At 68.0% G+C, this 19578-nt stretch carries 21 protein-coding genes; 11 read left to right on the forward strand and 10 right to left on the reverse strand.

The window, feature by feature from the left end; genetic code table 11:
* The 4 genes from DPQ64_RS19045 to DPQ64_RS01760 all read left to right on the forward strand — a co-directional run.
* Positions 1-610, forward strand: a 610-nt coding sequence (locus DPQ64_RS19045; protein WP_198661968.1) for a hypothetical protein, incomplete at its 5' end; no start/stop codon positions are given.
* 47 nt (positions 611-657) lie between these two features.
* Positions 658-2205 (forward strand): hypothetical protein, encoded by a 1548-nt coding sequence (locus tag DPQ64_RS01750; protein WP_115862633.1) that lies wholly within the window; start codon positions 658-660, stop codon positions 2203-2205.
* 96 nt (positions 2206-2301) lie between these two features.
* Positions 2302-3579, forward strand: coding sequence for an outer membrane protein assembly factor BamB family protein (locus DPQ64_RS01755; protein WP_198661969.1), 1278 nt, complete (start codon positions 2302-2304; stop codon positions 3577-3579).
* Complete coding sequence (locus DPQ64_RS01760; RefSeq protein ID WP_115862634.1) at positions 3576-4433, forward strand: hypothetical protein; 858 nt, start codon at positions 3576-3578, stop codon at positions 4431-4433. Before DPQ64_RS01755 ends, DPQ64_RS01760 begins: the two co-directional genes overlap by 4 nt.
* 32 nt (positions 4434-4465) lie before the next feature.
* Here DPQ64_RS01760 and psmB read toward each other — a convergent pair whose 3' ends face one another.
* The gene (gene psmB, locus DPQ64_RS01765) at positions 4466-5194 is read right to left on the reverse strand and encodes an archaeal proteasome endopeptidase complex subunit beta (RefSeq protein ID WP_115862635.1); all 729 of its coding nucleotides are present in this window, start codon (positions 5192-5194) and stop codon (positions 4466-4468) included.
* A gap of 205 nt (positions 5195-5399) precedes the next feature.
* A complete protein-coding gene (locus tag DPQ64_RS19050; protein ID WP_198661970.1) occupies positions 5400-5567 on the reverse strand; it encodes a hypothetical protein in 168 nt (55 codons plus the stop codon).
* A gap of 334 nt (positions 5568-5901) precedes the next feature.
* On the opposite strand from DPQ64_RS19050, the gene DPQ64_RS01770 reads away from it, so the two are divergent.
* The 5 genes from DPQ64_RS01770 to DPQ64_RS01790 all read left to right on the forward strand — a co-directional run bounded on the left by DPQ64_RS01770 (position 5902) and on the right by DPQ64_RS01790 (position 10428).
* Positions 5902-6279 (forward strand): DUF555 domain-containing protein, encoded by a 378-nt coding sequence (locus tag DPQ64_RS01770; RefSeq protein ID WP_115862636.1) that lies wholly within the window; start codon positions 5902-5904, stop codon positions 6277-6279.
* Between the two features lie 107 nt (positions 6280-6386).
* Positions 6387-6926, forward strand: coding sequence for a CBS domain-containing protein (locus tag DPQ64_RS01775; protein WP_115862637.1), 540 nt, complete (start codon positions 6387-6389; stop codon positions 6924-6926).
* Positions 6927-6966: 40 nt separating this feature from the next.
* Positions 6967-8088 (forward strand): pyridoxal phosphate-dependent aminotransferase, encoded by a 1122-nt coding sequence (locus DPQ64_RS01780; RefSeq protein ID WP_115862638.1) that lies wholly within the window; start codon positions 6967-6969, stop codon positions 8086-8088.
* Between the two features lie 486 nt (positions 8089-8574).
* Positions 8575-9450 carry a UbiA family prenyltransferase gene (locus DPQ64_RS01785; RefSeq protein ID WP_115862639.1) on the forward strand — a complete coding sequence of 292 codons (876 nt, stop codon included), beginning with the start codon at positions 8575-8577 and terminating at the stop codon, positions 9448-9450.
* A 291-nt stretch (positions 9451-9741) separates the two neighbouring features.
* Positions 9742-10428, forward strand: coding sequence for a DUF7282 domain-containing protein (locus tag DPQ64_RS01790; protein WP_115862640.1), 687 nt, complete (start codon positions 9742-9744; stop codon positions 10426-10428).
* An 85-nt stretch (positions 10429-10513) separates the two neighbouring features.
* On the opposite strand, the gene DPQ64_RS01795 is transcribed toward DPQ64_RS01790, so the two are convergent.
* The gene (locus DPQ64_RS01795; RefSeq protein ID WP_198661971.1) at positions 10514-10927 is read right to left on the reverse strand and encodes a hypothetical protein; all 414 of its coding nucleotides are present in this window, start codon (positions 10925-10927) and stop codon (positions 10514-10516) included.
* 52 nt (positions 10928-10979) lie between these two features.
* Between DPQ64_RS01795 and DPQ64_RS01800 the strand changes: the two genes are divergently transcribed.
* Positions 10980-11876, forward strand: coding sequence for an alpha/beta fold hydrolase (locus DPQ64_RS01800; protein WP_115862641.1), 897 nt, complete (start codon positions 10980-10982; stop codon positions 11874-11876).
* Positions 11877-11888: 12 nt separating this feature from the next.
* Here DPQ64_RS01800 and DPQ64_RS01805 read toward each other — a convergent pair whose 3' ends face one another.
* Both DPQ64_RS01805 and DPQ64_RS01810 read right to left on the reverse strand, forming a co-directional pair.
* Positions 11889-12251, reverse strand: a complete 363-nt coding sequence (locus DPQ64_RS01805) for a hypothetical protein (protein ID WP_115862642.1) — start codon at positions 12249-12251, stop codon at positions 11889-11891.
* Between the two features lie 110 nt (positions 12252-12361).
* The gene (locus DPQ64_RS01810; RefSeq protein WP_115862643.1) at positions 12362-13543 is read right to left on the reverse strand and encodes a redox-regulated ATPase YchF; all 1182 of its coding nucleotides are present in this window, start codon (positions 13541-13543) and stop codon (positions 12362-12364) included.
* A 741-nt stretch (positions 13544-14284) separates the two neighbouring features.
* On the opposite strand from DPQ64_RS01810, the gene DPQ64_RS01815 reads away from it, so the two are divergent.
* Positions 14285-14494, forward strand: coding sequence for a dodecin family protein (locus DPQ64_RS01815; RefSeq protein WP_115862644.1), 210 nt, complete (start codon positions 14285-14287; stop codon positions 14492-14494).
* A 10-nt stretch (positions 14495-14504) separates the two neighbouring features.
* On the opposite strand, the gene DPQ64_RS01820 is transcribed toward DPQ64_RS01815, so the two are convergent.
* From DPQ64_RS01820 to DPQ64_RS01840, 5 genes are all read right to left on the reverse strand, one after another.
* Positions 14505-15323, reverse strand: coding sequence for a hypothetical protein (locus DPQ64_RS01820; RefSeq protein WP_115862645.1), 819 nt, complete (start codon positions 15321-15323; stop codon positions 14505-14507).
* Between the two features lie 132 nt (positions 15324-15455).
* Positions 15456-16454, reverse strand: coding sequence for a deoxyhypusine synthase (locus tag DPQ64_RS01825; protein ID WP_115862646.1), 999 nt, complete (start codon positions 16452-16454; stop codon positions 15456-15458).
* An 87-nt stretch (positions 16455-16541) separates the two neighbouring features.
* Complete coding sequence (locus tag DPQ64_RS01830) at positions 16542-17324, reverse strand: GNAT family N-acetyltransferase (protein WP_115862647.1); 783 nt, start codon at positions 17322-17324, stop codon at positions 16542-16544.
* A 143-nt stretch (positions 17325-17467) separates the two neighbouring features.
* Complete coding sequence (locus tag DPQ64_RS01835; protein WP_115862648.1) at positions 17468-17827, reverse strand: hypothetical protein; 360 nt, start codon at positions 17825-17827, stop codon at positions 17468-17470.
* Between the two features lie 53 nt (positions 17828-17880).
* The gene (locus tag DPQ64_RS01840) at positions 17881-19548 is read right to left on the reverse strand and encodes an FAD-dependent oxidoreductase (protein WP_115862649.1); all 1668 of its coding nucleotides are present in this window, start codon (positions 19546-19548) and stop codon (positions 17881-17883) included.
* Positions 19549-19578: the final 30 nt, after the last annotated feature.

The following is a 19578-nucleotide window of genomic DNA, read 5'->3' on the forward strand; positions in this document are numbered from 1 at the left end:
GCGGTGGGGGCGCCCGGGGGGCGCCCCCCCCCCCCCCCCCCCCCCCCCCCCCCCCGCTTCCGGCGGCGGCAACGGTTTCCTCGCCGGCGCGGACGACCCCCTCGTCGTACTGGCGCTTGCGACGTTCCACACTGCCCTGCTGGTCGCGGCGATAGTCGCCGGGCTCCACTTCGCCGGACCGCTCGGCGAACTGCTCGACGGACTCCAGACCAGCCTCGGGCTCGGGCTCTATATCGCGCTGTGGGCGACGACGTGGTGGACCAACCGGCGATGGCTCGGCGTGGTGGCAGACCCCGAATCCGACGTTTCGTCGTCTATGGTCGTCGGAACCGGCGGAAAGTGGGGCGGCGTGAACGGCGTCTTCTTCTTCTGGGTGCTGTTCTTCGCCGCCGTGGTTCCGACCGTCGGCTTCGACATCGACGCCACGCTGTTCTACCTCCTCGCGCTGGGCGTCGGCACCCTGCTCGCACTCGGCATCGGCGGCATCGTTGGCGTGCTGGCCGCGGCGGTCGATCTGGCGCTGTTCCGGGTTGCCGACCGCCTCGGTCCCGATGTGGATGCTGGTGCCGACGCTGTGGCCGACCCCGAGGACTCGACCGAAACCTCCTGACCCCGGTGGCCCGTGGTTTCAAGGAACTGCCGTGAGTCGTACCCGGTATGCCCGAATCCGACCTCGCGTCGCAGGTCGACGACGTGCTCTCGGTCGACGCCGACGAGTTCCAGTCCCGGGTCGACGAGGAGGCCGAGGTCATCGTCGAAGAGATCGACGACGGGACGTTCGACAACCCGCAGGCCATCGTCGGGTTCGAGTACGAGTTCTACGCCGTCGACGCCGAGACCGCCGCGCTCCGGCGGGTCCCCCGACAGCTGCTCGAACTCATCGGCTTCGAGAAGGAACTGGGCCTGCACAACGCGGAGATGTCGACCAGCCCGCAGCCCCTGAACCCCCACGGGCTGGCCGCGCAGGAGGCCGAGGTGAAGGCCCGGTTGTCGGCCGCCGAGGACCGAACCGGCGCGGAGGGGATGCGGCTGGTGAGCGACGCGCTGTGGACTATCCCGCCGGAGGGCGAGTCCGCGCACAGGTATCTGACCGACAGCGTCGAGGATCGCGGGGTCCGCATCGCCTCGAACATGAGCGACGCGGTGCGGTACCACGCGATGGCCAACTCCGATGCCCAGGCTGGGATGAAGCTCGACGCGCCCCACGTGAGCCTCGACGCCGACACCGTGATACCCGAGAGCCTCATCACTTCCATCCAGCCCCACTATCAGGTGCCCCACGCCCGCGACCTGCCGACGTTCTTCCAGTACGCGCTCCGCATCGCGGGGCCCCTGCTCGCGCTGGGGGTCAACTCGCCGCTGTTCCCGCCGGACCTGTACGACGCGGACGCCGAGCCCGAGGAGATCCTGGCCGACGGCTGGGACGAACACCGCGTCGGCGTGTTCGAGTCGGTGCTGAACCGCGAGGTAGACGAGCCCGACAAGGTGCGATTCCCGCGCGACGTCGAGCGCGTCGAGGAGGCGGTCGAGCGCGTGGCGGCCGACCGGACCCTCGTCCCGATGCCGGTCGAGACCAGCGACCGGTTCGACGACGAGTTCGCCCACTTCCGGCTCAAGCACGGCACCTACTGGCGGTGGGTCCGCCCCGTCTTCGGCGGCCCGACCCGGTCGGCTGCCAACGCCCGCATCGAGTTCCGTCCCATCGCCGCCCAGCCTACCGTCCGGGACTCTATCGCGTTCCAGGCCGCGTTCGCGGGCCTGCTCGAATCCACGTTCCGGCGCGAGCACCCGGTCCGGCACCTCGACTGGGTCGTCGCGCGGGACAACTTCTACGACGCCGCCCGCGAGGGGCTCGACGCCGACGTCTACTGGATCACCAACGCGGGCGAGGAGACCACCGACTACGAGACGGTGTACGCCGACATCTTCGCCCACGCGAAGGATGGCCTCCAGTCGCGGGGCCTCTCGGACGAGCAGGCCGCGAAGTACCTCTACCCGCTCCGCCAGCGCGCCCGCCACCGGCTGACGCCCGCGAGCTGGAAGCGCGACCGGGTCCGCGAGCGACTCGACGACGGCGAGAGCTTCGAGGAGGCCGTCCACGGGATGCAGCGCGACTACATCGACCGGCAGGCCGAGACCCTGATCGACGGCACGTTCGCCGACTGGGTCGGTCGCGGCGACACCGAGATGGAGCGCGAGGAGTGAGCTGACCGTCGGCAGGCGATTCTACCGAGGGCCGATTGGAAATACGACCGCCGAGCAGACGACAACCTTCTTGTCGGGGAGCGACCACGTGCCGATATGGTTCCCAGTTCCTCCCGCCGGACCGCCCTCCTCGGGATCGGCTCCGCCGTCGTCGGCTCCACTCTCTTTGGCTCCACCGCCTCGTTCGCCGACCGACTCGGCAGCGCCGAGTCGGTCGGCGAACGAGGCGGTCAGTCGACGGACGATTCACCGTCGAGTACCGCCCACGATTGGCCGATGGCGCGGTACGATGCCGCCGGGACCGGCTACAGTCCGGACGCCTCCGGGCCGGGCGAGAGCGTCCGGGTGAAGTGGCGTCGCGAGCCGGACGACTTCTCGGGCGGCACCGGCTCGCCCATCCTCGTCGGCGGCACCGTCTACGCGACCAGCGGGACTCTCGTCGCGCTCGACGCGGAAACTGGCGAGACGCGGTTCTCTACCCAGGGCTCGTATCGGTCGAGTCCGGCGCGGGCCGACGCGCGAGCCTACCAGACCGACACGCTGGCGGTCGCGTCTCCGCGGGGGGTCTTCGGACTCAACGCGGGTGGCGGCCTCCGGCTTCTCGGCCGCGAGTTCGGCGTCGAGCGCTGGCACGGTCCCCGCTCGGAGTCGCGTACCACCCTGTTCGGACCGCCGACCGCTCCCCCGCCGGTGGTGGTCGACGGCAGGGTGTACGCCGCGATTCCCGGGACCGACCACGTCGTCGCGCTCGATGCGAGCAGCGGCCGCGAACTGTGGCGGGCCTCGCCCGACGACGAACTCCGCCGTCCCGCGGTGAGAGACGGGCGACTGTTCGCGGTCAACTGGCCGTATCAGGTGACCGCGTACGACGCCGCGACCGGCGAACGGGACTGGCAGACCCAACTCGACGAACAGATGGTGCTCGCGCCGACCGCGACCAGCGACGCGGTCGTGGTTCCCGACCGCCTCGGCGTGACTACGCTCGACGCCAGCGACGGCAGCCTGCGCTGGCGATTCGACCACGACGGCAACGCGACGGAGGGGGCCGCGACGGTCGCCGAGGACGTACCTGCTGATAGCGAAGACACCGTCTTCGTCCAGTCGGCGGGCGGCGACGGACGACTCCACGCGGTCGACCTCGCCACCGGCGAGGAACGCTGGTCAGCGCCGGTTTCGGGTGAAGGAACCCCCGTGGTCGCCGACAGCGTGGTGTACGCGGCGGGCCACCGCGAGATCGTCGCGTTCGACGCGACCGCCGGGGACGTTCGTTGGCGTCACGAAACCCGACTGCCGGTGTCGACGCCCGCGGTCGGAGACGGTGCGCTGTACGCCACGACCCACGGGCAGATTATCGCGCTGGAGGCGGACCGATGAGCGAGAGCGCACCCACGGACGTCAGGAACCCCGACCGCGACCGAGCGGGGGGACCGTCTGCGACCGCCATCCTCGCCGAATCCGTCCGCCGAGTCGTCCGCGACCCGGCGCTCGCGCTTCCGTTCGCCATCGTCGGGGTCGTCCTCGCGCTGGTCGACCGACTGCGGCTCCGCGATCCGGTGCCGACGACGAGTCCCGATCGGGTCGGCGACGTATCGGTCGGCGTCTCGTTTCCGGTGTACCCGTCGGGGGTCAGGTCGACCGGCCTCGACCTCGCCGCGCTGGTGGACCTCCGGCCGTGGTACCTGCTTCGGACGGTCGGCCTCGAAGCGCTGGCCGTCTTCGCGGTCGCGTTCGCGGGCTGGCTGACGATCTCGCGAGCGGCCGGAGTGACCCCGTCGCGCGAGCGCCTCGTTTCGTACCTCTGGTTCGTCGTCGCGGTTCGGATACTCCTCGGTGCGTTCGGCCTCTTCGACGACCTCGCGTGGGTCACCCTGCTCGCTCTCGTCGCGCTCGCCGTGGCGTTCGTCAGGCTGTTCGCTGCGCCCGCGCTGGTCGTCGTCGGGGGCGATGGGCGAGAAGGAGACGAGGCGGGCGAAGGTGACACGGGTAGCGTTTACGCGGCTGCGAGCCGGAGCAGTCGGCTCGCTCACGGTCGCGGCGCGACGGTGTTCGGGCTCGTCGTCGCCTTCGGCGTCGCAGCGTGGCTGCTCGGGAGCGTTCCGGCGGTCGGCGCGCTCGCCAGCACCGCGCTGGTCGCGCCGGTCCACGCCGTCGCGGTCGTGACGTTCGTGGAATCGGTCGACCCGGACCGGAATCGCGCTGCTGCGTCCGGAGCGGAGCGACGCCACTGAGGGAACTCGAAAGAGCGGAGAAGAATCGTCGTCTACAGCGCGTCGTCGGGATCGTCGTAGTCGGAGATCTCGACGCCCTCGTCGGTGATCTCGGCGAGCCACATGCCGTTCCCGCTCGCGGTGTCGCGCTCGATGGCGCTCTTGAGCGCGCGGATGGCGACCTCGCGGGCGTCGTCCTGGCTGATTCCCTCGTCGTACTCCTGTTCGAGGACGCCGAGCGCGAACTGCGAGCCCGACCCGGAGACGCTGTAGGTCTCCTCGGTCACGCCGCCGAGCGCGTCGTAGGAGTAGATGTGGCCGCCCTCCTCGTCGACGCCGCCGAGCACCGGCACCGTGATGAGGAAACCGCCCGAGCGCAGGAGGTTGCTCGTCAGCGTCGAGAGCGCCTCCATGCTCATGTCGTTGCCACGTCGAGTCTCGTACAGGTTGGTCTCGACTTCGAGGGTCTGGATGAGCGACTGGGCCGCCGACACCGAGCCGGAGATGGTGAGCGCGCCGGTCGGGTGGACCTGCTCGACCTTCTTCGCGGTCTTGCTCGACACCATGTTGCCGAGGCTCGCGCGCTTGTCCGTGACCATGATCACGCCGTCGGCGGTCGTCAGGCCGATGGTCGTGGTGCCGGTCTTGAGTTCCTGGATGTCCTCGGCGTCGACCGAGCGGTCGGGGAGCGAGCCGAGCTCGGGCTCGTGCGGGTCGAGGTTGTCGGGTTCGAGACGCGAGACGTTCTGCGAGAATTCGGTCCCGTTCATAGGCGTACGCATTGCCCCAACGTAGTCCGCCAGTACGGATAAATCCCACCATTCGGGCAGGCGTAGCAACCGGTCGGACGACGGCGACGCGACTCGGCGGCGGAATCGGTGCCGGCGGAATCGATGCCGACGGAATCGGTGCCAGCGGTGCCAACCGACTGCTGGACCGACGGCTCGACGCGTGGAAGTGCCGCGAGAAGTCCTCTTCGATCCGTCTTTAGGCCGTGGCGTCGTAGGCTCGCTCCAGTCGCTGCACGATTCTGTGAGCGGGCAGCGTGACGCCGGCTTGCCGGGTCAGCACCGCCAGCGGCAGCAGCATGATGCTGGCCGCGACGCTCGTCTGGTACAGGGCGAACAGTATCGCATGGGTGATCCGCGTGTGCATCGGGGTTCGTACCTCGAACGCCCGTCAGCCCACCATACATAAAAGAGTTTCTGAACTCTAGTGACATAATTATCTTTCATTTCTTTCTGGGGTCGCCGCTGTCCTGCGATTCAACCATACTTGTGTAGCGTCCAACGAACGCGGAACCCGGCGCGCTGCTGACGTAGGCGTCGGCGTGGCGACGCCGGGCGTACGCATAACTTATGAGGATAATTCGATTCACGTGCGCGACTCGACTCCCCCCTCGCTGTGGCTGGTCCGACCGGAACTCGATTCGGCCCCGCCGCGACTCGATTGAACGTCTTTTAAATATCTGTGCACGGAAGCGGTAGGTATGAGCAACTATCTCGTTGCGATGGAGGCGGCGTGGCTGGTCCGTGACGTGGAAGACGTCGACGACGCTATCGGCGTGGCGGTCAGCGAAGCCGGTAAGCGACTCAACGATCAGGACATGGACTACGTGGAGGTCGAGGTGGGCGCGACGGGCTGTCCCGCCTGCGGGGAGCCGTTCGACTCTGCGTTCATCGCGGCCGGAACGTCGCTGGTCGGCCTGCTGCTGGAGATGAAGGTGTTCAACGCCGAGGGCGAGGAGCACGCCCAGCGCATCGCCAAGAGCGAGATCGGGGGCGCGCTCCGTGACGTCCCGCTCGAAGTCGTCGAGACCATCGAGTACGAGGACGAAGAAGAAGTCGAGTTCGGCGACGAGGAGTGAACTGAACCCCCGAACCGAACGACGCTGCTCCGGCTACTCCGGACCGAACTCGACTCGCTCCGACCGTAGTCCGAACTTTTATCTATAACCCGTAGTTATCCGAAGGTATGGAACTGCCGACGCCTCAAGACGTCCGGGAACGCCGGACCGAACTCGGCCTCACCCAGAGCGAGTTGGCCGACCGGGCGGGCGTCTCTCAGCCGCTGATCGCCCGCATCGAGGGCGGGGACGTCGATCCCCGGCTGTCGACGCTCCGCCGCATCGTCGAGGCGCTCTCGGACACCGAAGCCGACATCGTGCGCGCGGAGGACCTGATGCACGAGGAGGTCGTGAGCGTCAGCCCCGACGACTCGGTCAGCGAGGCCGTCTCGAAGATGCAGGAGGAGGGGTTCTCCCAGTTGCCGGTCATCAACGACGGCGTGCCGGTCGGCTCGATCAGCTTCGAGGATCTGATGAGCGTGAGCGAGGACGCCCGCGACCAGCCGGTCACGGAGTTCATGGGAGAGAGCTTCCCCACCAAGTCCCGGACCGCGACGCTCGACGAACTCAGCACCGATCTGGGCCACAACAAGGCCGTCGTGGTAACCGAGCGCGGCGAGACGGTCGGCATCGTGACGGAGGCCGACATCGCGGCGCGACTGTCCTGAAACACCAACCATTATCGTTCGGGACCGTGCAGACCCAGCCATGACGGACTTCTCCGACAGAGTCGAGCAGGTCTCGATCAGCGGCATCCGCGAAGTGTTCGAGGCGGCGGGCGAGGACGCCATCAACCTCGGACTGGGCCAGCCCGACTTCCCTACCCCCGAGCACGCCCGGCAGGCCGCGGTCGACGCCATCGAGGCCGGGAAAGCCGACGCGTACACCTCCAACATGGGAACGCTGGAACTCAGGGAAGCCATCAGCGCCAAGCACGAGCGCGACAACGACGTGTCGGTCTCGCCCGACGAAATCGTCGCCACCGCGGGTGGGAGCGAGGCGCTCCACCTCGCGCTCGAAGCCCACGTGAGCGCGGGCGAGGAGGTGCTGTTCCCCGACCCGGGCTTCGTCTCCTACGACGCGCTGACCCGGCTCGCGGGCGGCGAACCCAAACCGATCGCGCTCCGGGAAGACCTCACCCTCGACCCTGCCGCGGTCGAGGACGCGATCACCGACGACACCGCGGCGTTCGTGGTCAACAGCCCGGCGAACCCGACCGGCGCGGTCCAGAGCGAGGACGATATGCGGGAGTTCGCCCGCATCGCCGACGAGCACGACGTGCTCTGCGTGAGCGACGAGGTGTACGAGCACATCGTCTTCGAGGGCGAGCACCGCTCGCCGATGGAGTTCGCCGAGTCGGACAACGTGGTCGTCGTGAACGCCTGCTCGAAGACCTACTCGATGACGGGCTGGCGGCTCGGCTGGGTCGCCGCCAGCGAGCGCCGCATCGAGCGCATGCTCCGGGTCCACCAGTACGTGCAAGCCTGCGCCTCGGCCCCGGCGCAGTTCGCCGCTGAGGCCGCCCTCTCCGGCCCGCAGGACCCCGTCGACGAGATGGTCGCCGCGTTCGAGGAGCGCCGGGACGTCCTCCTCGATGGCTTCGCCGACATGGGCATCGACTGCCCGACGCCGGCGGGCGCGTTCTACGCCATGCCGAAGGTGCCCGAGGGCTGGGTGGACGAGGTCATCGACCGCGGCGTGGTCGTCGTGCCGGGCGAGGCGTTCGGCGAGCACGGCGAGGGCTACGCCCGCATCTCCTACGCGACCGATCTGGAGACGCTGAAGGAGGCCATCGAGGTCATGCGCGAGGCGACCGAAGCGGTCCGATAGCTCGGGTCGAATCGTCCTTCTATCGAGTTCTCTCGTTCTTCCGAATTTGCGTACGCTGACCTGTCTTCTCGACCCGGCGCGTGCTGGCGCGGGTTTATCCCGCGCCAAACCGCGCGAGGGACGAGGACCGCAGGCCGTAGGCCGAGGACCGCAGGAGGCTGGGGAGGTACGAGGCTTTTGCGGTGCGGTCGCAGTGCTGTGGCGGTGCGGTCACGCCTATGCTCAAGCAGTAGCTAGCTTCCCGGATCTGTCTACCATTCCTTCGCCTTTCTGCCCTCTATTGATTCGGGAGAATGCTGAACAGAGACGCTAGCTACTGCTTGAGTCTATGAAGACAGCATCCGCACCGCAACCACACAGCATTGTTCCCACCGCAACCACACAGCACTGCTCACGCTGAAATACTGCGATACCCCACTCGCGCTCCGAACCCAACTCCCCGTTTCGCCTGAGATTTTATGCGTCTCGCTCCCGTCACTTGGTACCATGTCTATCTCCCGCCGGGGGTCCGGCGTCGGCCCCGCGGCCCGCGCGCTCGCGTCGCAGGTCCACCCGGTGTTCATGCTCCCGCCGGTCGCGTGCTCGCTGTTCGGCGCGGTACTCGCGGGCACGTTCGACGTCGGGTTGGCGGAGTCCCTCGACCTTTCGCTGGCGGGCCTCCACGCGGTCGCCATCTTCGCGGCGGTGTACACCGCCCACGTCAAGGACGGCTACGTGGACTTCCACCTTCGGGGAGAGGACGACGACCATCCCCTGACCGAGCGGGGGTGCAAGGCCGCGCTCGCCGGCTCGACTGCGCTCTTCTTCGCCTGCGTACTCGCGCTGTGGGCCGTTGCAGGCTTCGGCCCCGCTCTGCTGACCCTGCCGACGTGGCTCATCGGCTATCACCACGCGCCCCAGCTCGACACCAACCCCGTCACCGCGACCACGGGCTACCCGCTCGGCATCGCGCTCGCCATCCTCGGCGGGTACTACGCGCAGGCCGGCGCGCTCGGGGCCGTTCCGGTGGCGTTCGCGCTCGTGTTCCTGCTCGTGCTCTCGGGCGTGAAGGTGATCGACGACGCGCAGGACTACGACTACGACCGCTCGATCGAAAAGCGCACCGTGGCGGTGACGGTCGGCCCCCGGCGCGCCCGGACCGCGGCGTACGCGCTGATGGCCGCGGGGCTCGCGCTCGTGGTCGGCTTCGCGGCGCTAGCGGTGTTCCCGCCGAGCAGCGTCGCGGGCGTCGCGGGCTTCGGCGTCGTCGCCGTGGTCGCCCGCCGGGCCGACCCCGAACTGGCGACGATGCTGCTCGTCCGCGGGTCGTACGTGTTCCTCGCGCTGTTGCTCGCCGCAGTGTGGTTCCGACCGCTAGGCTGATGTGAATTTGCCGAAGCGTCGATAGCTGGAGCAGAGTCTTCGAAAGCCCTCGGCGCGCCTCGCCCTTTCAGTCCGCCAGGGGAGCGGTTGGTTCGCCAGCCCACCCTGTTCCGTCACTGTCGTCTTGGGCGACAACGCCGTCCTGAGCGCGCGAAATCTCCGTTACCGGACCGCCGTTCCGCGTTACCAGAACGTAGCGCGGACTTGGCGGTCGGTAGTCGCTCGTTCGCTCGCTGAACGATTGGCGCGTTTATTCCCGGATTCGGTCGTCCTTCCAACGAGGTTGATAGAATGACACGAAAAGCAACGCTCGTAGCGGTCGTCGCACTGCTCGCGCTCGGAACGTCGGCCGCGCTCGCGTTCGGCGCTGCCCCGGGAGCGACCGGCGACGCCGCGATGGCACAGGACACGACGACAGCCGAGGAGACGACGGCGATGGGCCAGGAGACGACGATGGCCGAGGCGGCGAACGTCACCTTCGAGGACCAGACCTCGAACGGTAGCGCGGTCGTCGTCGACGAGGTAGTCGTACCCGAAGGCGGGTTCGTGGTGATCCACGCCGCCGAGGAGGCCACCGAGGACCCGGCCCAGAACGAGACCGAGTTCGAAGGCGTCACGCAGACCGAGACGGAGATGGACACCGCGATGGTTACCGAAACGGAGATGGACGGAGCGATGGCCCAGCAGTACGCCGCGGGCGAGGTGCTGGGTAACTCGACGTACCTCGAGCCGGGCACCCACGAGAACGTGACGGTCACCCTCGACGTGCCCATCGAGGAGGATCAGGTGCTCATCGCGATGCCGCACCTCGACACCAACGACAACCAGCTGTACGAGTTCCCCGAGGCTGACGACCCGTACACCGACGACGCGGGTGCCGTCACCGACTGGGGCGAGGTGACCGTCGAGGAGGACGTGGCCGAGACGACCATGGCTGACGACGGCGACGAGGAGGACGGAGAAACCACGACCGAGTAGATGTGAGGAAGACACGAAGGAAGTGAGGACGAGACGAAGGTGTCGACGAACGCGAACCCGTAGCGACGACCGGCCGGGGCCGTCCCTACCCGTCCTCCATCTCGGCCTGACACCGGGCAATCCACTGCTCCTCGAAGTCGTCGTGATTCAGCACGCGCCCGGTCAGATCGCCGATCTCGGTCACGCCCTCTTCTTCGCACCAGTCGAGGCACGTCCGATAGACGTCCATCGGCAAGTCGTCGGTGTCCCGGACGATTCGGAGTCGGTCCGCACCGGCAAGGTAGGTCACGAACGCGCGGGTGTGACCGTCGGTCAGCATCCACTCGTCCTCGACCTTGCGGACTGGGAGCGCGTCGTAGTTCGGGTCCGCGAAGTCGAACCACTGGGTCACCAGCGATAGCTTCAGCCCGTCGACGTACAACTGGCTGGGCCGGACGTCGTCGATAGCGATGGGGAAGGGCTGCGGCTCGGCGGAAGCGGACCCGTCGGCGTCCGTCATGGTCGCCGGTTCGGGCATCAAGCCTTAATCGTTTCCCCCGCGCACGTTCGGTATGGAGATACCAGGACCGTGGACCCACGAGCAGGCCGTGGTCGGCGACGTGCGCCTCCACTACGTGACCGCAGGCGACCCGGACGACCCACTGGTCGTCCTGCTCCACGGCTTTCCGGAGTTCTGGTACTCGTGGCGGCGCCAGATTCCGGCGCTGGCAGACGCCGGATTTCGCGTCGTCGCGCCCGATATGCGAGGGTACAACCGCTCGGAGAAGCCCCACGGCGTCGGGAGCTACGGAACGGACGAACTCGTCGGCGACGTGGTTGGACTGATCGAGCAGTTCGACCGCGAACGGGCCCACGTCGTCGGCCACGACTGGGGCGGCGTCGTGGCGTGGGAGACGGCGATTCGTGAACCCGAGACAGTCGACTCGCTCGCGGTGCTGAACGCGCCCCACACAGGTCGCTACCGCGACGAACTCCGGGAGAGTGCCGAGCAGCGGCGGCGGTCGCTGTACGCCCTCTACTTTCAGCTTCCGAGACTCCCGGAGTTCACGCTCGGCGCGCGAGGCGGTACGGGAGTCGCTGCGATGCTCCGGGCGACCGCGGCCCCCGGCGCGTTCGAGGAGGCCGACCTCCGGCGCTACCGCGAGGCCGCGTGTCGACCGGGCGCGCTCACCGCGATGCTGAACTACTACCGGGCAGCCTTCCGAGAGGGCGTCCGCGAGGAGGTCAGCGCACTGCTCGGCGGGAGTCGGCCCGACCGGCGCGTCCGCGTTCCGACCTTGCTCGTCTGGGGCGAACAGGACGCCGCGCTCAGTACGGAACTGACCGAAGGGCTGGCGCGGTGGGTGCCGGACCTGCGCGTCGAGCGGTTCCCCGAGGCGAGCCACTGGGTGCAGAACGAGCGGCCGGAGGCGGTGAACGACTTGCTGTCGGGATTCCTCGGCCACTGAGTCTTTGCGAGCTCAGTCGACGCGGTCCTCGGGGAGTCGGCCGCTCTCGGGCATCACCTCAGCGTACCCCGAGAGGTCGGTGGTGTCCGCGAGGTGCTCGTGCCACGAGGCGGGGTAGCTGAGGGTCCCGTCGACCTCGAAGACGCGCTCGCCGGGTTGCAACGTCCGCGCGTCGGTGACGCGGTCGTCGAGCGAACTCGCGAACCGGTCGGCGTCGTCGTCCAGCGCTTCGGCGTAGGCCTCCGCGAGATCTCGCGGAACGCCGGGCCCCTCGACCGGGTGTCGGCGTTCGAGGTATCTGAGGAGTTCTCTCGCAGTGAGATACTCGTCGTGGCGAAACAGCGACTCCACGAGGTCCGAGTCGACGGACGGCATGGAGACGTGCTGCGACCCGACTCCCAAAAGCGCGGCGTACGGTTTCAGAGAGGTGGGCCGCGGTAGGGGGGAGAACGGCGGTGGTTGTCCTTCGGAGGATCTGCTCTCGCTCAGTTCGCCGTGCTGACGATCTTGATCACGTCGCCCTCCTCCAGTTCGTAGCTCTCGCTTACCTCGCGGTCGGTCTTGCCGTTCACGGCGTGGAGGTAGCCGTCGCCGATGTCCGAGTGGACCGCGTACGCGAGGTCCTTCGGCGTCGAGCCGTGGGTGAGTAGGAAGGCGTCCGGGAGGACGTTGCCCTTCGCGTCGGTCCAGCGCGTCTCGTTCTGGACCGGGTAGGCCGTAATCTGGTCGAGCAGGTCGTAGACGGCGTAGTTCAGCGCCTGCTGGACGCCCGTCCCGCCCCAGTCGGCCATGACCTCGCGGATCTTCTCGAGGCCGGCCGCCTGCTCGTCGCTCAGGTCGCCGACCACCTCGAAGTCCTCGTCGCCGGAGTCGTAGTCGACGGCTCCGGCCTCGGCGGCCTGTCGCAGAGCGAGTTCACCTTCAGCAGTCGCGGGAATGACGGGCTTACCGGTCTCGCGCAGGCGTTCGATGTTCTCCGGGGGCGCGACGTCGGCCTTGTTCGCGACGAGGACGATGGGTTTGGTCCGGGCGCGAACGTCGCGGGCGAGCGCTTCGCGGTGCTCGTCGGTCCACTGAATCGGGTCCTCGGGGTAGTCCAGTTCGCGCAGGCTGGCCGCCACGTCGGCCTCGCTCGCGCCGAACCCGGTCAGCATCTCCGCGAGCGCGTCGTCCACGTCGAAGTCCGGCGAGCGCGACTGGCGCTCGACGGTCTCCCAGTTGCGCTCGATGATGCCCGCGAGCCACTGGTCCATCTCCTCCTCGATGAAGTCGACCTCCTCGACGGGGTCGTAACTGCCGACCTCGACGGGTTCGCCCTCCTCGTTCGTCCCGCCGGAGGCGTCGACCACGTTCACGATGGCGTCGGCGTTGGTCAGCTCGTCGAGGAACTGGTTGCCGAGGCCCCGGCCCTCGTGCGCGCCGGGGACAAGCCCGGCCACGTCGAGCAGTTCGATGGGGACGTAGCGCTTGCCGTCGCGGCAGTTCTCGTCGCCGCAGCGCTCGTCGCGTTCGAGGCAGGGGCAGTCGGTCCGGACCGAACTCACCCCGCGATTCGCGTCGATGGTCGTGAACGGGTAGTTCGCCACGTCAACGTCGGCTCTCGTGGCCGCCTTGTAGAAGGTGGACTTGCCCGCGTTGGGCTTGCCCGCCAGCGCGATGGAGATCATGAGTGGGAGTACCGGCGTTCGGGGGAACTGCCTTTCGGTTCCGCGGATTCGCGACGAAACTGGGTGCTCGGTCGAAATTGCTCGATGCGATCGCCGCCTCGGTCCGGGAACTCTCTCGCGCTCGGTGACCCGTCAGACGGGCGTGCGCTGGCTATCCTTCTGTCTGGCGTGCGCTGGCTTCCCTTCTGCCCGGCGCGTGCTGCGCGGCGCTCTCGTGCGCCGCGCCAAACGCGCGAGGGACGAGCATCGCAGGGCGAAGCCCGAGACGCGCAGGAGGCTGGGGAGGTGTGAGGCCCGCGGTCGCGGTGCTGTGCGGTTGCGGGGCTGTGCGGTTGCGGGGCTGTGCGGTTGCGGGGCTGTGCGGTTGCGGGGCTGTGCGGTTGCGGGGCTGTGCGGTTGCGGGGCTGTGCGGTTGCGGGGCTGTGCGGTTGCGGGGCTGTGCGGTCGCGGTGCGGTTGCGGTTACTCCTAGGCTCAAGCAATAGCTAGCTTCGCGATTTCGTCCCTCTCTGTCACAGTCCGTTTTAGCTAGCTACCTCCGAAGCCTATGAGTAACCGCAACCTCGTCCTCCCCAGCCTCCTCGTTCGCTTCGCTCACTCGTCCCTCGAGCGCGTTGCTCGCACGCGCCGGGAATCAAAATATGAATGTGCTATCGAAGAACTCCTCCACTACTGAAACTACTCGAAAGACATTCCGAGCGGCCACAAGACGCTACACAACTCCCGTCGTACGCCTGTTGCCATGACGGCAGTCAAGATCATCAAGGTGCTCGGCACCTCCGAGGAAGGGTGGGAGCAGGCGGCCCACGAAGCGGTCGAACAGGCCAGTCACACCATCGACGACATCCACGGGGTCGAGGTCGAGGACTGGACCGCAGACGTGGAGAACGGTGAGATACAGGAGTACAAGACCACCGTCGAGGTGGCGTTCCCGGTCCACGACGAGCAGTAGCTTCACCGCTCTACTCGCCCGGCTCTGGCTCCCAGCGAACGCTGCTCGACGCCGACTCCGGCCGCGCAGTCAGTCCGTAACCGATGGCGTACCACGGACCGGCCACCGCGGCGAGTACGAACGCGCCTCGCCCGACCGCGGAGGCCGACTGGCCGTCGGCGACGGCGGCGACGGTGCCGGCTGTCACCAGCACGGCGACCGGCAGGAGCGCCTGCCGAGTCTTCCCGCGCTTGACCGCCGAGCCGACGACCGACGCGGCCACGAACGCCGCGACCATCGCTTGCAGGTGGACGTACGACGGCGGTTCGAAGGCACCGCCGACCACTACGTCGTAGTACTCGGTCCCCACGAGTGTGGCGAACACACCGACCGGAATCCAGAGCGTTCGCCGGGGCGTCAGCGGCCGGAAGCGCCCGGTTCGGCCGGCGAAGATGCCGACGACGAGCGCGATGACTCCGAGCGTCGAGAGGACCATTCGGAGTATCGAGCTCGCCCCGTCGAGCACCCCGGCGCTTCTGAACTGATATTCGTAGTACTCGCCCTTGTACGCGACGTACTCGTGGCCCGCGAACGCATCGTAGGCCGCGGCGTGTTCGCCGGACCAGACTCTCCCCGAGTGGCCGTCGAGTCCGGCGTCGAAGCGGTCCTGCGCGACCGGCGGGAGCTCCTCAAAGGCGATGGTCTCCTCGCCCGGCGGCGTGTCGCCGACCGTCTCGACCGCCGAGAGGTGATACAGGTTCTCGCCGTGGTGCGGAAAGAGGTAGAGCGGGTGTGCGACGACCAGGAGGCCGACGAGCGCGAGGACGAGGCCGACCGACCGGACGTTCATGTTCCGCGCTCGCGCCGCGGAAAGTAAATCTCTTCTGGTGTTACCGAAGTGGAACTTCCGGACCTCCGTTCAGCCCCGCCGGCCCCCGGCAACTACACAGACCTCTACTCCCAGTGGTCGGCCAGCAGGCGCTCACTCCCGGTCGGCCAGCAGACCCGCCGCGAGCAGGGGAACGACCAGCGTCGCCTCGGCCTCGACCTGCGTGTAGTTGCTCTCCGTTCGCTCGTCGTCGCCCGCGCCGTCCTTGATCTTGCCCCACGAGACGGCCTCGTCCGGCGGCGCGCCCGACAGCGAGCCGTCCCCCTCCATCCCGGTCGAGACGTACACCGCGTAGTCGGCCCCGCCGCGGAACAGGTTGGTCATGATGGCGTGGTGCTTGGGCACGCCGCCACCGAGCACTATCAGTCCCGTCTCGTCGGCGAGCATCCCCTCGTCGATGAGTCGGTCGTAGTCCTCGACGATCTCGATGCCTACGTCCGGGCCGACTCCCTGCCGGTAGTAGTAGAGGAAGTTGCCGACCTCCGCGTCGGTCAGCGCCGGGCAGAACACCGGCACGTCGTTGTCGGCGGCCTGCTTCAGGACGGAGTCCTCGTCGTCGAGGGTCGCACCGAGTTCCCGGGCGAACTCGGTCGGGGTTCGGACCGCCTCGTCGGCGAAGAAGTCGTCGAAGAAGTCGTAGAGGTACTCCTCGAGCCAGACGTACCGGTCGGAGGGGACGAAGATGTTGCCCAGCCGGTTGATGCCCCGCTCGCGCATCTCGGCCTCGTCGACGTCCCATTCGCCCATCTTGAACGGCTTCGCGGTCTTGATCACGTCTTCGGTGATCGAGCCGGAGGTGGTGATGAGCACGTCCACGAACCCCTCGCGCACGAGCGCGGCCACGACCTCCCGCAACCCCGAGGAGACGACGTTCGAGGTCATCGTCAGATACACCTTGGCGTCGGCCTCGTCCATCGTCTGGAGGAGGTCGATGGCCTCGGCGAGGTGGGTCGCCTGGAAGCCGGTCGTCTCGTAGGTCGACAGCATCTCGAAGACGTCGAACTCTCCGCGGAAGTCGTAGCCCGCCACGTCGGCGGTGTCGAGTTCCTCGTCGCTCCCCGGAATCACGTGATCGCGGCTCTCGTCGGTCATAGAGTCCGGTAGGGAGTTGTCCAGCAAGAGTCTTGCACTTCGTCGCCGCAACGTCACTGGTCGCTTACAACTTTCTAATACGAAAAATTACAGATCCACAGCCATCATCACTTCGTCGACGTACTCGCCGTCGATCTTGTAGTGGTCCTCCCGGACGGCCTCGGTCTCCCAGCCGTGGCCTTCGAGGAACGCGATGGCGTCGTCGTTGGTCGAGGGCACGCTCTGGTACACCTTCTCGGCGTGGTTCGACGCGGCCCACTCCAGTCCGCGTTCGAGCAGGTGGCTCCCGATGCCGTTGCCCCGATAATCTTCGAGTACGCCCACGGTCAACTCCGCGGTGTGGGCGAGCTTGGCGAGTTCGGGCGCGTGGAGGTGGACCCAGCCGACCACCTCGTCTCCCGGGCTACTCCCGGTCGACGTTTCCGAGGCGTCGTACGCCTCGCCGTTCCCGACAGTCGCGACGAAGAACATCCGCGACTCCAGTTCGTTGTTCCGGAGCAGCGCCTCGTCGTGGTCGACCTCGTCGGCGACGCTCTCGGCCACGATGTAGCTGCCCTGCTCTGCGACGCGGCGGATCGCGCCCACGATTCCCGAGAGGTCCTCCTGTCGCGCGGGCCTGATGGTGAAGTCCACCGCCTCTGTCTGGTACTCCTCGGCCGCGCCCTCCTCGAACGCGGCCCGGAGCTTGCCCTCCTGCTCTTCGATGTAGCCGTCGCGCTTCAGGATTGCGACGTGGTGGCGGAACCCGCCGGGGTCGACGTGGAGGCGCTCGCGCACTCGCTCGGCGTCGACCTCGCCGTGGCTCTCGATGTGTTCGTAGATGCGCTTGCGGTCCTCGTGGCCAAACTCCAAGTTCTCGGAAAATTGCATGGTAATTGGTAACAGGTGCCCCTCGTACTTAATCCTTTTCTCGACGAACCGGACCGAGTTCAGAGGAGTCCCGCGGACGGTTCGGCCGTCGGCGCGGCCGCTCGGATTGGGGCCGCTATCGCGACGACCGGAAAAAAGCGGACTCAGCGAGCCGGCACGCCGGTCAGGAGCTGTGCGGTGTCGACCACGTCGCGGGTGTCGAGGATGGTCTCGGCGACCACCCGAACCGTGAACTCGGCGTCGATCTCGCGGCCGTGACACCGGGCGTACAGCTCCAGCCAGTCGTTCGTGGCGCGCTCCAGCCGGGTCATCTCGGCGTCGTCGAGCGGGACGAAGTCGCCCGTCCGCGCGTCGACGTACACCTGCACGGCGTCGCCGACGCCCTCTCGGAGGTATCGAATCGCGCGCTCCTCGTCCGGCGGATCGGCCGGCGGGTCGAACGCCCGGCGGTCGGCCCGCGCGCGCTCGGCCAGCGCGTCGATACGGTCGCGGAACTCGCTCATGATCGGACGAGCGCAGTCGTCATCATGGGCGGGCGAGTGCTCCCTTCACGCGGTCACCCCTGCTCGAACTCCACGCCCTTGCCACCGCGGGGGTGTTCCCAGTCGGTGTCGGCGACCACGGCGCAGGTGCCACACTCGACGCAGGGCTGGGTGTCGAGACTCACCCGCTTCTCCTCGCTCCCGTTGGTCTTGACCTCCTCGGCGCGGTAACAGCCACCGCCGAAGTCCTCGGCGCTGACCGGACACGCGTACACCGCGGCCCCGCTGGCCTCCATCGAGGTGTCCTGTAGTTCGATGTGCGGGTTGCCAACGTCGGTGTCGTAGGTCAGGTCGCCGATGCGGCTGGCCAGGTCCTTCGGCTCGAAGTCGGCCTCGCCGTCGACGCGCTCGCCGAGTTCCTCGGCGATGACGGTCGGCAGGGTGACGTACGGCGTCTGGGTGTCTGGCACCATCATCGAGAGCCGCGGCGAGGAGTAGAGCCGTTCGAGCAGCCCGCCGGTCAGCTTCACGCCGAGTCGGCCGACGCCCGAGGTGAGGACCGAGTCGGCGAGGCTCGTCACCGGCCCGCGCTCGCCCAGTGCGCTGGCGACCCGGTAGCCGGTCGGGCGGAGCTTGCCCATGACGCCCTCGTCCTTGAGCTTTCGCTCGTAGAGCGCACCGGCCCGCTCGGTGTTGTCGCGCAACTGGGCCTCGGCGAACGCCTCACCGGCGAGCGCGCCCGCGCTCACGGCGTGGTTCATCCCCTTGATGATGGGGCCCTGAGCCTGCATCTGGCCGGCGGCGTCGCCGACCGTGAGCAGCCGACCCCGGTGTGGCGACGGGTTGGCGACCTTCTTCGAGTCGGGGACCAGCTTCGCGCTGTACTCGACCTCGTCGTAGTGGCCCTCCAGCCAGTCGGCCAGCAGCGGATGGGTGAGCAGGCTGTCGAGCAGTTCGTGGGGCTCGGCCTGCTCGGCCACGAGGCTGTCGAGGTGGAACACGGTCCCGATGGAGAGGCTGTCCTCGTTGGTGTAGAGGAAGCCGCCGCCCCGCACGTCCTCGAACAGGTCGCCCGAGAACAGGTGGGCCACGCCCTCGTCGTCGTCAACGTCGAACCGCTCGGCGATGACGTCCTCGGGCACGTCGATGACGGCCTTGACGCCCTGGAACCACTCCTCGGGTTCCTCCCAGTCCATCAGGCCCGCGTCGCGGGCGAGTTCGGAGTTGACGCCGTCCGCGGCGATCACCACGTCGGCCGTGATGGGGTCGAGTTCGTCGCAAGTGACCCCGACGATCTCGCCGTTGTCCCGAAGGAGGCCGTTCACGCGAACGTCGGTCAGGAGGCCGCCGCCGGTCTCGGCGGTCATCTCGTGGACGCGCTTGGCCATCCACGAGTCCATCTTCCGGCGCAACACGGTGTCCGACCACGCGGTGTCGTGCTCGTGGAGGTCGGTGATGTCGAACGTCTTGACCTTGTCGCCGGCGACGTTGTGCAGGTAGTAGTCGGTGACCGGCCGCTCGCTGGCCTGCTCGCGGAAGTCGGGGAACAGGCCGTCGACGGTGTACGGCGCGGACTCCTCGGCGTAGATGAGCCCGCCGCTCACGTTCTTCGACCCGGCGTCGACTCCCCGTTCGAGCACGAGGGTCTCCACGTCGTTTCGGGCCAGTACCGCGGCCGCGGCCGCGCCGCCGGGTCCGGCCCCGACGACGACCGCCTCGTAGTGTTCGTAGTCGTCAGTCATCGGTTCTCTCCCTCTGTTCGTCGTTCGTCG

Origin of the sequence: Halorussus litoreus (genome assembly GCF_003382685.1) — an archaeon.
Classification (GTDB): domain Archaea; phylum Halobacteriota; class Halobacteria; order Halobacteriales; family Haladaptataceae; genus Halorussus; species Halorussus litoreus.

Excerpts from the sequence above, each read along its gene's own strand:
- DPQ64_RS01785 (WP_115862639.1), top strand. The coding sequence starts at position 8,575 with ATGTCTATCTCCCGCCGGGGGTCCGGCGTCGGCCCCGCGGCCCGCGCG.
- DPQ64_RS01790 (WP_115862640.1), top strand. The coding sequence starts at position 9,742 with ATGACACGAAAAGCAACGCTCGTAGCGGTCGTCGCACTGCTCGCGCTC.
- DPQ64_RS01805 (WP_115862642.1), bottom strand. The coding sequence starts at position 12,251 with ATGCCGTCCGTCGACTCGGACCTCGTGGAGTCGCTGTTTCGCCACGAC.
- DPQ64_RS01825 (WP_115862646.1), bottom strand. The coding sequence starts at position 16,454 with ATGACCGACGAGAGCCGCGATCACGTGATTCCGGGGAGCGACGAGGAA.
- DPQ64_RS01840 (WP_115862649.1), bottom strand. The coding sequence starts at position 19,548 with ATGACTGACGACTACGAACACTACGAGGCGGTCGTCGTCGGGGCCGGA.
- DPQ64_RS01820 (WP_115862645.1), bottom strand. The coding sequence starts at position 15,323 with ATGAACGTCCGGTCGGTCGGCCTCGTCCTCGCGCTCGTCGGCCTCCTG.
- DPQ64_RS01770 (WP_115862636.1), top strand. The coding sequence starts at position 5,902 with ATGAGCAACTATCTCGTTGCGATGGAGGCGGCGTGGCTGGTCCGTGAC.
- DPQ64_RS01755 (WP_198661969.1), top strand. The coding sequence starts at position 2,302 with ATGGTTCCCAGTTCCTCCCGCCGGACCGCCCTCCTCGGGATCGGCTCC.
- DPQ64_RS01775 (WP_115862637.1), top strand. The coding sequence starts at position 6,387 with ATGGAACTGCCGACGCCTCAAGACGTCCGGGAACGCCGGACCGAACTC.
- DPQ64_RS01750 (WP_115862633.1), top strand. The coding sequence starts at position 658 with ATGCCCGAATCCGACCTCGCGTCGCAGGTCGACGACGTGCTCTCGGTC.
- DPQ64_RS01780 (WP_115862638.1), top strand. The coding sequence starts at position 6,967 with ATGACGGACTTCTCCGACAGAGTCGAGCAGGTCTCGATCAGCGGCATC.
- DPQ64_RS01800 (WP_115862641.1), top strand. The coding sequence starts at position 10,980 with ATGGAGATACCAGGACCGTGGACCCACGAGCAGGCCGTGGTCGGCGAC.
- DPQ64_RS01815 (WP_115862644.1), top strand. The coding sequence starts at position 14,285 with ATGACGGCAGTCAAGATCATCAAGGTGCTCGGCACCTCCGAGGAAGGG.
- psmB (WP_115862635.1), bottom strand. The coding sequence starts at position 5,194 with ATGCGTACGCCTATGAACGGGACCGAATTCTCGCAGAACGTCTCGCGT.
- DPQ64_RS01830 (WP_115862647.1), bottom strand. The coding sequence starts at position 17,324 with ATGCAATTTTCCGAGAACTTGGAGTTTGGCCACGAGGACCGCAAGCGC.
- DPQ64_RS01760 (WP_115862634.1), top strand. The coding sequence starts at position 3,576 with ATGAGCGAGAGCGCACCCACGGACGTCAGGAACCCCGACCGCGACCGA.
- DPQ64_RS01835 (WP_115862648.1), bottom strand. The coding sequence starts at position 17,827 with ATGAGCGAGTTCCGCGACCGTATCGACGCGCTGGCCGAGCGCGCGCGG.
- DPQ64_RS19050 (WP_198661970.1), bottom strand. The coding sequence starts at position 5,567 with ATGCACACGCGGATCACCCATGCGATACTGTTCGCCCTGTACCAGACG.
- DPQ64_RS01795 (WP_198661971.1), bottom strand. The coding sequence starts at position 10,927 with ATGACGGACGCCGACGGGTCCGCTTCCGCCGAGCCGCAGCCCTTCCCC.
- DPQ64_RS01810 (WP_115862643.1), bottom strand. The coding sequence starts at position 13,543 with ATGATCTCCATCGCGCTGGCGGGCAAGCCCAACGCGGGCAAGTCCACC.